This window comes from Mycobacterium spongiae (assembly GCF_018278905.1).
Classification (GTDB): domain Bacteria; phylum Actinomycetota; class Actinomycetes; order Mycobacteriales; family Mycobacteriaceae; genus Mycobacterium; species Mycobacterium spongiae.
Map to the genome: position 1 here is coordinate 648,170 of NZ_CP046600.1, position 13,049 is coordinate 661,218.

Annotated in this window: 11 protein-coding genes and 1 pseudogene; 7 read left to right on the top strand and 5 right to left on the bottom strand. The window is 65.7% G+C overall.

Annotation, left to right across the window (positions count from 1 at the left end; all coding sequences use genetic code 11):
* Window positions 1–232: 232 nt before the first annotated feature.
* The 3 genes and pseudogenes from F6B93_RS02505 to F6B93_RS02515 form a co-directional block, all read right to left on the bottom strand.
* Window positions 233–1,120 (bottom strand): annotated as a pseudogene (locus F6B93_RS02505) (aldose 1-epimerase); the annotation flags it as partial.
* A gap of 86 nt (window positions 1,121–1,206) precedes the next feature.
* A complete protein-coding gene (locus F6B93_RS02510; protein ID WP_211697583.1) occupies window positions 1,207–2,421 on the bottom strand; it encodes an FAD-binding oxidoreductase in 1,215 nt (404 codons plus the stop codon).
* Window positions 2,422–2,463: 42 nt separating this feature from the next.
* Window positions 2,464–3,666 (bottom strand): DUF6777 domain-containing protein, encoded by a 1,203-nt coding sequence (locus F6B93_RS02515; protein ID WP_211697584.1) that lies wholly within the window; start codon window positions 3,664–3,666, stop codon window positions 2,464–2,466.
* A 272-nt stretch (window positions 3,667–3,938) separates the two neighbouring features.
* On the opposite strand from F6B93_RS02515, the gene clpB reads away from it, so the two are divergent.
* The 5 genes from clpB to F6B93_RS02540 all read left to right on the top strand — a co-directional run bounded on the left by clpB (window position 3,939) and on the right by F6B93_RS02540 (window position 9,615).
* A complete protein-coding gene (gene clpB / locus F6B93_RS02520; RefSeq protein WP_211697585.1) occupies window positions 3,939–6,485 on the top strand; it encodes an ATP-dependent chaperone ClpB in 2,547 nt (848 codons plus the stop codon).
* A gap of 71 nt (window positions 6,486–6,556) precedes the next feature.
* Window positions 6,557–7,405 carry a trehalose monomycolate transport factor TtfA gene (ttfA, locus tag F6B93_RS02525; RefSeq protein ID WP_211697586.1) on the top strand — a complete coding sequence of 283 codons (849 nt, stop codon included), beginning with the start codon at window positions 6,557–6,559 and terminating at the stop codon, window positions 7,403–7,405.
* A gap of 113 nt (window positions 7,406–7,518) precedes the next feature.
* A complete protein-coding gene (pyrE, locus tag F6B93_RS02530) occupies window positions 7,519–8,058 on the top strand; it encodes an orotate phosphoribosyltransferase (protein ID WP_211699230.1) in 540 nt (179 codons plus the stop codon).
* Between the two features lie 10 nt (window positions 8,059–8,068).
* Window positions 8,069–8,971: a hypothetical protein gene (locus F6B93_RS02535; protein ID WP_211697587.1), complete on the top strand. Its 903-nt coding sequence runs from the start codon at window positions 8,069–8,071 to the stop codon at window positions 8,969–8,971.
* Window positions 8,968–9,615, top strand: a complete 648-nt coding sequence (locus tag F6B93_RS02540) for a TrmH family RNA methyltransferase (protein WP_211697588.1) — start codon at window positions 8,968–8,970, stop codon at window positions 9,613–9,615. Before F6B93_RS02535 ends, F6B93_RS02540 begins: the two co-directional genes overlap by 4 nt.
* 22 nt (window positions 9,616–9,637) lie before the next feature.
* On the opposite strand, the gene F6B93_RS02545 is transcribed toward F6B93_RS02540, so the two are convergent.
* Both F6B93_RS02545 and F6B93_RS02550 read right to left on the bottom strand, forming a co-directional pair.
* A complete protein-coding gene (locus F6B93_RS02545; RefSeq protein WP_211697589.1) occupies window positions 9,638–9,853 on the bottom strand; it encodes a dodecin family protein in 216 nt (71 codons plus the stop codon).
* Window positions 9,854–9,893: 40 nt separating this feature from the next.
* Entirely contained in the window at window positions 9,894–10,859 is a 966-nt protein-coding gene (locus F6B93_RS02550) for a LysR family transcriptional regulator (protein WP_211697590.1), read from the bottom strand.
* A 37-nt stretch (window positions 10,860–10,896) separates the two neighbouring features.
* Here F6B93_RS02550 and F6B93_RS02555 point away from each other — a divergent pair, with 37 nt between their 5' ends.
* Together F6B93_RS02555 and F6B93_RS02560 are read left to right on the top strand one after the other, a co-directional pair.
* Entirely contained in the window at window positions 10,897–12,060 is a 1,164-nt protein-coding gene (locus F6B93_RS02555) for an XdhC family protein (protein ID WP_211697591.1), read from the top strand.
* An 89-nt stretch (window positions 12,061–12,149) separates the two neighbouring features.
* Window positions 12,150–13,049 (top strand): FAD binding domain-containing protein, encoded by a 900-nt coding sequence (locus tag F6B93_RS02560; RefSeq protein WP_211697592.1) that lies wholly within the window; start codon window positions 12,150–12,152, stop codon window positions 13,047–13,049.

The window sequence follows — 13,049 nt, forward strand, 5'->3', positions numbered from 1 at the left end:
CGCCGAAGGCTTGCTAGTGGCGTCGGAGCATCGGTGGTCAGCCGCTGCGCAACGCCTGTCGGTGCAGTTCAGGCCCGCCCGTGGGTGTCGGTCGCCGCCGACGGAGTCGTACCCAAAGCACCCCCACAGCACGCCCATAGCTTTCGCAAAGAGTCCGCTAAGCATCCCCGAACCCGTCACCCCGAACAGCCACGGGCATGCCGCGGCGCACTGACCCAGTCTCGACGCGTTGAACTTGAATCGAGAACACTGCAACCGCCGGGTTGTCACGGTGTGCGCGTTGATAACCCCCTCTTCGCAACGCATCGGTCGGTGCGGCCATTGGTTCGAAGCACACCACGTCTTCACTGGGTGGCGCGAAGATCTGCGCCGCCGGATACCCGCGTTCGAAATGCACTTCAATACGGCGGTCGCCGCCGGAAACCGCGAATATCGCCCCCTCGTCCACATGGTCGTAGCCATCGTCGAAGGCTTGATCGCCCAATCGTTGCGACCGCCGCGGTTGCCGGGCGGTCGCACCGGTGGGTAATCCGCGCTCATCGGTGGTCAGCTGCCGCAACGGCGGTGTCTCGATAGTCCACTCGCCGCGCGGCACCTCCGGCACCTGGAGGTACGGGTGAAATCCGAAGCACAGCGGCACACATCTGTCGCTGGTCGCAGTTACCGTGGTGCGCACCGTCAGCGTCCGCCGTTGCAGCCGCACCGCCAGCTCGAGAACATGCGGATAGGGGAAGCTGGCAAGCAGTCTCGGGTCGGCGCCAAAGTCAAGCTGTGCTGTTAGCTCATGCGCCGACTTCGCGGTCACCCGCCAGCCGGGGTAAGCGGCCAGCACGCCGTGGATGGGTAACCCAGCTGGGTCGGTACGTACCCCGTTCTCGCCCGGTACCAGCGTTACCGCGATGCCCTCAGCGGTGTATGTGTTCTCGCCCAGTCGATTTCCCCACGGATACAGAATGGGGATTCCCATCGTCTTGCCCGCGCCGCGATACGCGTCCAGGCCGCGGCGTTGGCCAAGCAGCTCCACTCCGGAGTCCGTCAGCGATACGCCGATCATGCCGGCGTCCGGCACGTAGCGCGCGACCAGCGACGACGACGGATCGCGCAGCGTGACCTCGGGCACCCCAGGAGCATAGTGGCCAGCCAGTCGCGGTTGACCAGTCGCTGCCCGCAAGCGCCGAACGTCGCCCAACGAGTTCGGGCGGCCGGCTAGCGGGACAGGGGATCGTGCTGAATGCTTTCCGGTGGAGCGCCTTTGGCGATCAGGGCGGTTCTGGTTGCGCTGACCATGGCCGGCCCACCGCAGATCAGGATCTGCCGGTCGCTCCAACCGCCGTATTTGGTGACCACATCGGGCAGCCTGCCGATCTGATGCACGTGCAGGCCGCGCGGCGGCGAAAGGTCCGGATAGTCCGCGGCCCAGGACGGGTCGCGGTCGTAGTCCGACACCGGCGAGACCGAAAGCCACGGGTTGTGCGCCGCAATCTGCCATAGCGTGCGGAGGTCGTAGAGCTCGCAGCGGTATCGTGCGCCAAAAAACAGGTGCACTCGGGGATTCACTGCGAAACGGGTGAGGTCCATGATCAATGCTCGAAGCGGCGCCAGACCGGTGCTGCCGGCGACCAGGAGCACGTCCCCACCCTCGCGGTCGATCCCCAAAGACCCGTGTGGGGCGGATAGCCGCCACCGGTCGCCCGCTTGGGTCTCGGTGACGATGGCGGAACTAACCAGGCCACCCGGAACCGCGCGGACGTGAAATTCGATGCCCCCGTCGGGGTCGGACGGTATGGCTGGGCTGAGATATCGCCAGCGGCGCGGGCATTGTGGTACCTGGACATTGACGTACTGGCCGGGGTGATAGTGCAACGTCTGGTCTAGGTGTAGCCGAACGATGGCGAGGTCGCGGGACACCCGAATGTGCTCGCTGACCGTGCCGTCCCACCAGCCGGGCCCCTCGTCGTGGTCGGCGGCTCCGCTCATCACCCCGGTGATCAGGTTGAGCGACTGGCGGGCGGCATCATCGACGGCGTCGGACCAAGCGTGCCGGCTTTCGTGGCTCAGATGGTCGCGCAGCGTCGCGTACAGGGCACGGCACAATGTCTCGTATTGGCGTGGCAGGACGCCGTATTTGCGGTGATCGCGGCCGAGCTGGGCGAGGAAGGCCACCGGTTCCTCGGCGCGCTGGGCGACCAGCTCACCGTAGACCCAGTGCAGCGCGTGCGCGAAAGCCGTTCGCTGGGAGTCCATTTCGGGCGGGAACAGGTCGCGTACCGACGTGTCGAGCGCGAACCAGTTGTCATAGAAGCTGCGGACCAGCTCGTTCGAGCCTGTGGGTTCGCGGTCCGGGAAGTCGGGGAGGTCCGGACAGTCCGGTCTGAACGCGTCGCGCAAAACCCGCAACGCTTCTCGGTCGTCGAGGCCCACGGACCTCGATTCTAAGCTCGCCCCGGAACTGCGCCCGGGCAGCTACGTCCGCTTCAATTGCAGATCGAACGACGACCCAGAGTTGGCGTTGGTGTAGGTCATGGTCATTTGGGAGCCTTCGACGCGCCCGGACATCGTCCCATTGGTGGCAACGCACCAATGTGGACCTGAGCTGACTGTTCCCGTGTAACTCCCGGAGAATTCCCCGGTGGGTAGGGCAATGGTGAAGTCGGCTTCGATGGCGAGTTCACATTTTCCAGCGCCAGGTGCTTCTTCAGCGAAGCTGACGATCCGGCCGTTGCGTACCACAACCGTTGCCTTCGACGGCAGGTTCTCAGCGACATAGGTGCCGTCGTACGTGGCGGTCGTGGCGCTAGGGGTATCGGGCTGTCTCGGGGGCGGACCGGTACGCATTCTGTCCGCCCCAATCGTTCCGGCCATTCGTTCGAACGTGGCGCCCGTGTAAATGTCGACCAGCACGAACACGATGGTCACGGTCCTCGCTGCTTGCACGATGACGATCGCGCCGGGGTTGAAGTCAGGCCAGGGCGTGCCGCGTTGTAGTGGCCTGAGGTCGATCGCTATCGGGTTGGTGAGCGGACTGCCGGCGGGGCCGCGCACTCGCGGAACCCCGTAGATGTCGATCATGATCGCGGTGCCAGCCTGCAGAATCGCTTGCAGCGGAACCGGTTTGCCGTCGATGAAACCAAAATTGGTGACTCGGGTGTCCACCCGCAGGTAGACGGGAGTGAGCTCACCGATATACGCCTCGATCTGATCGACGGAAACTGAGGTTCCTTGCGACCATTTCAGTGACGCGTCGGTATTGAGCGCAGTCACGAACGCGCGCGCTTCGGCGTCGTGGGTCTTGAGAAACGAGATCATCTGTTCTCGGTCGCAAGAGGCGTCGTCTTGAGACCCACCGTAGAGCCCCGTCTTGTCGCCGGGCATGTGCTGCGCGACCACCTCGGTGCCGTTGCCGTGTGGAGTCAGTTCGGGACCTGGCAGTGGTTTGCCTGACAGTGGCGTTGCCACCGAAGGCATGAACGGGTCCTGGCCGGGATCTTCAGCGGCAGTCAGCCACAGTTCCCCGCCGCCCTTGCGCGATTCGTCATCACCTCGGTTCGCACAACCGGCCAGACCAACCGTGAGGAGAAGGGACAGAAAAAGACGTACTGCGCAGCCCAGCTGGGCCGGATGGCGGGGCAGCTGATATGGCGGGCGAAGCTGTCGGCCGCGGGACATGCCGTTACGATACGGCCGGTTTGCCTGCGGCTTTCGATCAATGCGACAAGTCGCACGAGTAATTCTGCGGAATAGCCAAGCCGGTGGATCGTGCGCCGCTGCCCGCCGCCCGGTGGCCGGAGTGCGGGTCTCGACCGAGCGCTTGGGACGCCGTGTTTGACGTGGCCTGGCAGTAGCCGGCGTCACGCTAAAATTGAGCGGAACAGACTCAACCTTGACGGCGTTGAACAACACGACAAGCATTTTTTGGACGTATCCCGAACGGAGATGTTGTGGACTCATTCAACCCGACCACCAAGACGCAGGCGGCCCTGACGTCGGCATTGCAGGCGGCATCGGCCGCCGGCAATCCGGAGATCAGGCCCGCTCACCTGCTGATGGCTTTGTTGACGCAGGCGGACGGGATCGCCGCGCCGCTGCTCGAGGCCGTGGGTGTCGAGCCCGCTACCGTCCGCACCGAAGCGCAGCGCTTGCTCGACCGGTTGCCACAGGCCAGTGGCGCGAGCACGCAGCCGCAGTTGTCCCGCGAGTCACTGGCCGCGATCACCACCGCGCAGCAGCTGGCCACTGAGATGGACGACGAGTACGTCTCCACCGAGCACGTGATGGTCGGGCTGGCTACCGGCGACTCGGACGTCGCCAAGTTACTGACGGGGCATGGAGCGTCGCCGCAGACCCTGCGGGATGCATTCGTCAAGGTGCGTGGTAGCGCCCGGGTAACCAGCCCGGAGCCCGAAGCGTCGTATCAGGCGCTGGAAAAGTACTCCACCGACCTCACCGAGCGTGCTCGCGAAGGCAAGCTTGACCCAGTCATCGGTAGGGACAACGAGATCCGCCGGGTGGTGCAGGTGCTCTCGCGGCGCACGAAGAACAACCCGGTGTTGATCGGCGAACCCGGCGTCGGAAAGACCGCGATTGTGGAAGGCCTTGCGCAGCGCGTTGTGGCCGGGGATGTCCCGGAGAGCCTGCGCGGCAAGACGATCGTTGCGCTTGACCTAGGTTCCATGGTCGCGGGCTCGAAATATCGCGGGGAATTCGAAGAACGGCTCAAAGCGGTGCTCGATGACATCAAGAACTCGGCCGGGCAGATCATCACCTTCATCGACGAGCTGCACACCATCGTCGGCGCCGGCGCAACCGGCGAGGGCGCGATGGACGCCGGCAACATGATCAAACCGATGCTGGCGCGCGGGGAGCTGCGGCTAGTCGGCGCGACGACCCTTGACGAGTACCGCAAGCACATCGAAAAGGACGCCGCGCTGGAACGCCGCTTCCAGCAGGTGTTCGTCGGCGAACCGTCGGTGGAGGACACCATCGGCATACTGCGGGGGCTCAAGGACCGGTATGAGGTGCATCACGGTGTGCGCATCACCGACTCGGCGCTCGTGGCCGCGGCGGCCTTGAGTGATCGCTACATCACTGCCCGTTTCCTGCCCGACAAGGCCATCGACTTGGTCGACGAATCGGCCAGCCGGCTGCGGATGGAAATCGACTCGCGGCCGGTCGAGATCGACGAGGTCGAGCGGCTGGTGCGGCGGTTGGAGATCGAAGAGATGGCGCTGGCCAAAGAGCAAGACGAGGCGTCCAAGGAGCGGCTGGAGAAACTGCGCGCCGAACTCGCCGACAAGAAGGAGGAACTTGCAGAGTTAACTACTCGCTGGCAGAACGAGAAGAACGCCATCGAGATCGTTCGCGAGTTCAAGGAGCAGCTGGAAGCCCTGCGCGGCGAATCCGAGCGGGCCGAGCGCGACGGCGACCTTTCCAAGGCGGCCGAGCTGCGCTACGGGCGGATACCCGAGGTGGAGAAGAAACTTGACGCCGCCCTGCCACAGGCCGAGGCCCGCGAGCAGGTGATGCTCAAAGAGGAGGTTGGTCCCGACGACATTGCCGACGTGGTGTCGGCATGGACCGGCATCCCGGCGGGCAGGCTACTCGAAGGCGAGACCGCCAAACTCCTGCGGATGGAAGACGAGCTGGGCAAGCGCGTCGTCGGGCAAAAAAAGGCGGTGCACGCTGTCTCTGATGCGGTGCGGCGCAGCCGTGCAGGAGTTGCCGACCCCAACCGGCCTACCGGCTCGTTCCTGTTCCTCGGCCCGACCGGTGTTGGCAAGACCGAGCTGGCCAAAGCATTAGCCGACTTCCTGTTCGACGATGAGCGCGCGATGGTCCGCATCGACATGAGCGAGTACGGCGAGAAGCACTCGGTGGCCCGGCTGGTGGGCGCGCCTCCCGGCTACATCGGCTACGACCAGGGTGGTCAGCTGACCGAGGCGGTGCGCCGCCGGCCGTACACGGTGGTGCTGTTCGACGAAGTGGAGAAGGCCCACCCGGACGTGTTCGACGTGTTGTTGCAGGTCCTTGACGAGGGCAGGCTGACCGATGGCCAGGGCCGCACGGTCGACTTCCGCAACACCATCCTCATCCTGACCTCGAACCTGGGGTCCGGCGGTACTGAGGAACAGGTCATGGCGGCAGTGCGCGCGACCTTCAAGCCGGAGTTCATCAACCGGCTCGACGACGTGCTGGTGTTCGAGGGGCTCAACCCGGACGAGCTGGTGCAGATCGTCGACATCCAGCTCACGCAGCTGAGCAACCGGCTGGCGCAGCGCCGGCTGCAGCTGGAGGTGTCGCTGCCGGCCAAGAAATGGTTGGCGCAGCGCGGATTCGACCCGGTCTATGGTGCCCGGCCGTTGCGCAGGCTGGTGCAGCAGGCGATTGGTGACCAGTTGGCCAAGATGCTGCTCTCCGGTGAGGTGCACGACGGCGACACCGTCCCCGTCAACGTCAGCGCTGATGGCGAGTCGCTGACACTCGGTTGAGCTGGGCTGTGATTGGGTTGTGACCTGCTCGGATTCTCCATTCGGGCCGGACAGCGGTTACGCTACCTGGGATGGTTCCGTTTTGGTTCACGCTCTCCGCCCTGTGCTTCGTCAGTGCGGTAGTGCTGCTATACGTCGATGTCGATCGCCGTCGTGGGCGCAGCAGACGCCGTAAGTCATGGGCGCGCTCCCACGGATTCGACTTCGAACGCGAATCAACCGAGATTCTGCATCGCTGGAAGCGCGGCGTGATGTCGACAGTGGGCGACGTCGCCGCCCAGAATGTCGTGCTGGGCCAGATCCGTGGCGAAGCGGTCTACATCTTCGACTTGGAGGAAGTCGCCACGGTGATCGCGTTGCACCGCAAGGTAGGCACCAATGTCGTGGTTGACCTGCGACTCAAGGGTCTCAAGGAACCGCGGGAGAGCGACATCTGGCTGCTCGGCGCGATCGGGCCGCGGATGGTGTACTCGACAAATCTGGACGCCGCCCGGCGGGCCTGCGACCGGCGCATGGTCACCTTCGCCCACACGGCACCTGACTGTGCCGAGATCATGTGGAACGAGCCGAACTGGACCTTGGTCAGCATGCCCATCTCCAGCGGCCGCGCGGAGTGGGACGAGGCCCTGCGCACCGTGCGCCAATTCAACGACCTACTGAGGGTGTTGCCCCCATTGCCCCAGGGGAGCCAGCAGGAAACTGAAGCGCCGGCGCCACAGAGCGCGGCATCCGGTCGTTCCCTGACGGCCGCCGGTCGGGCCGAATTGCCGCCGCGGCGCCCGCAGGCCGATGCGGGCATCATTTCGCCGGTGCGGCCCGAGGCCGAGCCGGTCCGCCGTGACGAAGCTCGTTCTGAGGGTGTTCGCCGCCCGCCGCCTGCCGGCCGGAACGGCCAGCAGGCCACCAACTACCAGCACTGATAGCACGCCCGAACCTGCCGGGGGTCGAGTCGGAATCAGTACACTGTGGCCCATGCCCCGCCCCGTCGCCGTGATCACGCGATTGGCGGCCCGCAGCCGGATGCGCGGTGGACGTGGCCGTAACTAACCGCGCCGAGCTGGCCGAGCTGGTGCGCGATCTGTCAGTAGTGCACGGTCGCGTCACGCTGTCGTCGGGCAAGGAAGCCGACTACTACGTGGACCTGCGCCGCGCCACCCTGCACCATCTGGCGTCCCCACTGATTGGCCGGCTGATGCGCGAGCTCACCCACGATTGGGACTACGCGGTCGTCGGCGGCCTCACCCTCGGGGCGGACCCGGTCGCGACGGCCATCATGCATGCGCCAGGCCGCCCGATCGACGCTTTCGTCGTCCGAAAGTCAGCGAAAACGCATGGTCTGCAACGACTTATCGAGGGGTCGGAGGTGTCTGGCCAGCGGGTGCTGGTCGTGGAGGACACCAGCACCACGGGCAACTCGGCGCTGACGGCGGTGCGCGCCGTCCACGAGGCGGGGGGCATGGTGGTCGGCGTGGCAACGGTGGTGGACCGCGCTACCGGGGCCGCCGAAGCCATCAAAGCCGAGGGTATTCCGTACCGGAGTGTGTTGGGCCTGTCCGATCTGGGGCTCGGCTAGGCCGAAGGCTGTGCGCACACTCATCGCGATCGTTCTCGCTGTTTGCTTGGTGGGCTGTTCGGGTGCCAGTCATCCCGGTCGCGTCTACGGCGCCGCGGCCGGGCGAATCGGCGAGTCGCTGGAGGTGCTGGGCTGGAACATGACCGTCTCCAATCTGCGCTGGGAGAGCGACTATGTGCTCTTCGATGTCTCGGCGAGTGTGGCGTCGCAGGCCGACCCTGGGGCGGCGCACGCCAGGCCCGAGGACATGCGCTATGGCCTCTACGGCGCACTGGCACATCCGATGGAGTCGGCCGGCCTTGGCAGCTGCGACGACGCGATCACGCACGCGCACACCATCGCTTCGCCGCTATCGGCCACTGCGGACCAGCTCACCGGTACGGTCTGCCTGGGTCCACTGCAGGATCGCAGCGCGGTCCGCGGCGTGTACACCTACTCGCCCCGGGATCGGATTCCCGATACCGCGGCAGCATATCCGGCGGCATTTCCGGTGGGCATGCTGCCGACCAAGGAGAATGACACCGGCTTGGTGGTCAGGACCACCAGCGTGTCCGCCTGGCGCGCCGACGGCCGACCATTGACCACTGCACAGCTGGGAAACCCGATGGCGTTCAACGGCAACGGCTACATGCTGCTGGGGTTGACCGCCGATGCTGTCGCGGCGCGGTATCGTGACGACTCCGCGGCCCGCGGTGGCCCGATGATGTTGCTGGCGGCGCCGACGCTTCCCGGCCGCGGCTTGAGCCCGGCGTGCACGACGTATGGATCATCGGTGCTGATCCTGCCGGAAGCGTCGCTGGACGCGGTGCATGTCAAAGTGTCGCTGTGCACGCAGGGCGAAATCAACGAGGCGCTCTTGTACGCGACGGTGGCGATCGTCGGCACGCATGCCGCGGTGTGGACCATCCGATGAGTGAATGCGTGGGCCCCACCGAGTGGGGGTCACCTGGCGCCGGTGTGGGTCCCTGGGTGGGAGATCTGCCCGATGACCCGCGCTACGACCCAACGTTGTTGCGTGACGGCGATACTCGCAATGTGGTTGACGCGTACCGATACTGGACTCGAGAGGCGATCATCGACGATATCGACGGGCGTCGTCACCCCCTGCATGTCGCAATCGAAAACTTCGCCCACGACGCCAACATCGGTTCGGTGGTGCGCACTGCCAATGCGTTCGCGGTCCATACGGTCCACATCGTCGGCCGTCGGCGCTGGAACCGGCGCGGTGCGATGGTGACCGATCGCTACCAGCGGTTGTGCCACCACGACAACACGGCCGCTCTCCTGGACTTCGCGGAAAGTGCGGGTTTGACCGTGGTCGCCGTGGACAACGTCCCCGGCGCCGTGCGGCTCGAGCGCACCGCGCTGCCACGCGAATGCCTGTTCGTGTTCGGGCAGGAAGGTCCGGGCATCACCGATGACACCCGGGCCGGTGCCGCGATCACGGTGTCGATCGCCCAATTCGGCTCGACGCGCAGCATTAACGCCGGGGTCGCTGCCGGCATCGCAATGCATGCCTGGATCGGGCAGCACGGGGATCTGGCTCGCGCTTGGTGAATCTCGCCGATGATCAGCAGCCCTAGTGAGGTTTCGCCGGCCTCATCTTGAATGAGATCTCCAGCTTGATGCGGAAGGTGATCGCGCCGCTCGAGTCCACGGACATGTCCTGCTCAATCACTCGGGCCACCCGGATGTCGTCGACGCTTTCGCGCGCCCGCTGCACCGCCTCCGCCGCGGCCTGCTCCCATGATGTCGGGCTCGTGCCGATGATGTCGATCACCTTGTACACACTCATGCTTATCTCCTCAACTCAAAGGACCCCTGCGAGCCTATAGCTAACTCCACAGGGTGACATGGACTTTCGGGCGGAACCTCGCCACCCCCACTCCGCTGCCCCGGATCATCGCTTGGGTACATCTCGGGGTGGTGATGAAGCGAACGAGTTCGGATACTGCGGGTTGGCGAGCTGACGGCGCCAACGTCGCCGCGCACCACTCACCCGTCCGGTCCAGCCCCGGGCCGGTCACATGCACCAGTCTCCCGGCGGCCAGATCCTTAGCGACCGCGAAACCGATGGTCAGCGTGGCACCGCCGACACGCAGCACCTCCTCCAAAGCGGCGGCGTCACTTTGGAAGATCCGTTGTTGTGATTCCGGAATTGCCAAGCCGCGCAACATGGTTGCGATCTCGCCGTCGACGTTGCCCGCCGATGGGCCCAGCATCCACAATTGTTGGCGCAACAGCGCGGGCGTCGGAACACCGGAGGCCAGTGGGCTATTCGGCGCGACGACGGTAATGATCTGGTACTTCAGGAAGGGTCGGACGAAGAGCGAGTCGTGGGAACCGATTGAGCTCTCGCTTGCCGGCCCGATCGCGATGTCGACCGCGCGCGAACAGATCAGGTCGCGAAACCGGCTCGTCGGATGCACGCTCAACTCAACGGAGAGGTCGTCGGCCCGGGACGAGAAGAGTTCGATCAGACCCGGCGCCGCGTGCTCGGCAAAGGTGCTCGACGCGGCGATGCGCAGCAACCGCCGCCCGTGGGCCGCCTCGGTGACCTCAATCGCGGTTTGCTGCTGCAGGCCGAGGATTTCGACGGCACGGCTGGCCAGTCGCAGCCCGCCCGGTGTGAACGCCAGCCCGGCGCCCGTCCTGGTGAACAACGGGTCGTCGAGTTCCTTGCGCAATGCCGCGACATGCATCGAGACTCCAGCGTCGGAAACGCCCAGTTCTGCGGCGGCCGCTCGCACCGAGCCCAAACGCACTACCGCTGAATAGGCTCGCAGCTGAGCCGGGGTCATGAGGCTCAGCCTACTTTGGGCGCCTACTTTGGAAAGCGTGCGCGAAGTGCTCGCCCAGCTGATGTCGATCTGGAGCGCCGGCGAAACCGCCGGGCTGGGCACGGTGGTGCGAACGTTCTCCTCGGCTCCCCGGGCGCCGGGAGCTGCGATGGTGGTAGCTCCCGATGGTTCGGTGAGTGGGTCGGTCTCGGGTGGTTGTGTCGAGGGCGCCGTGTACGAACTGGCGACCGACGTGGCCAGCAGCGGGACGCCGATGCTGCAACGCTACGGGGTGAGCGAGGACACCGCCTTCGCGGTGGGCCTGACCTGCGGCGGCGTGATTGACATCTTCGTCGAGGCAGTGTCGCGGGAGACCTTCCCCGAACTTGGCGAGGTGGTCGACGACATCGGCGCTCATCGGCCGGTGGCGATCGCGACGGTCATCGCTCATCCGGAGCCGGGGTGGGTGGGCCGGCGGCTCATCGTCCGCCCCGACCCGAGCAGACCCGCCGCGGGAACGCTGGGGTCGGCCCGGTCGGACGCGGCAGTCACCGACGATGCCCGAGGCCTGCTCGCGGTCGGGCGCAGTGAGGTCCTCGAGTACGGACCCGATGGTCAGCGTCGCGGCGATGGCATGGAAGTCTTCGTGTCCAGCTATTCGCCGCGCCCGCGGATGCTGGTCTTCGGCGCGATCGACTTCGCTGCCGCATTGGCGCGGCAGGGATCGTTCCTCGGCTACCGCGTCACGGTCTGCGACGCCCGTGCGGTATTCGCTACGCCAGCCCGCTTTCCCACGGCCGATGATGTCGTTGTCGAGTGGCCCAACCGCTATCTGGCCGCGCAAGCGCAGGTGGGAGCCGTCGACGAGCGCACTGTCATCTGTGTGCTCACCCACGATCCCAAGTTCGATGTCCCGCTCCTCGAGGTGGCGCTACGCCTGCCCAAGGTGGGGTATGTGGGCGCGATGGGTTCGCGACGAACGCATGACGACCGGATGGACCGGCTGCGCGCGGTGGGGCTGACCGACGCCGAGCTGAGTCGGTTGTCCAGCCCGATCGGACTGGACCTCGGCGCCCGAACGCCGGAGGAGACCGCGGTGTCGATCGCCGCAGACATCATCGCCCGCCGCTGGGGTGGCGGCGGACGCCCGCTCGCGGACGTCGACGGGCGAATCCACCACGACACTCAGGGGGAAGGCGAGTTTAGGGCCGTCACCGGGTGACATCAGCGATCACTTAACTCGACATTGACGCCCGTTTTGTCAGCGGCCGACACTGGAATTTCCTGTCCTCGTGATCCGGTGAGGTCATCATGCAAGTTCCTGGTCCTTTCGAATATGAACGTGCCACCAGCGTCGACCACGCAATCGGGCTACTAGATCGGTTGGGTGAGGGGGCGCGAGTGGTCGCCGGCGGCCACAGCCTGTTGCCGATGATGAAGCTGCGCATTGCCAACCCCGAGTACCTCGTCGATATCAACGACCTGGTGCCTGAGCTGGGGTACGTGATCACCGATCCCACCCTGGTACGCATCGGTGCGATGAGCCGCCATCGCGAGATTCTCGAATCGGACGCGTTGGCCTCGGTGTGTCCGATCTTCCGCGATGCCGAACGGGTGATCGCCGACCCGGTCGTCCGCAATCGTGGCACCCTTGGCGGCTCGCTCTGCCAGGCCGATCCCGCTGAAGACCTGTCGACCGTGTGCAGTGTGCTGAATGCGGTATGCCTGGCACGAGGGCCTTCGGGCGAACGCGAGATCGCCATCGACGAATTCCTGGCAGGGCCGTACGAGACCACCCTCGCCTACAACGAGGTCTTGGTCGAGGTTCGAATTCCCCTGCGACACAGAAGCTCCAGCGCCTACGCGAAGGTCGAACGACGGGTGGGCGACTGGGCGGTCACCGCGGCAGGCGCAAGTCTCACCCTGGATGGCCAAGAAGACGACACGATCGCCGCCGCCCGCGTCGACTTGACCGCGGTCAATCCCGACCCGGCCGCACTCGCAGAGCTCTCCGCTCACCTGGTCGGCCAGCCCGCCACCGAGGAGGTCTTCGCCGAGGCGGGCCGGCGGGCCGCGCAAGCCTGCGACCCGGCCGCCGACGTCCGCGGCACTGTGGAGTACAAGCGCCACCTGGCCGGCGAATTGACCGTCCGCACGCTGCGTACCTCTGCCCAACGGGTACACAGCCAGCCCGCCCCAGAAGGGACCTAA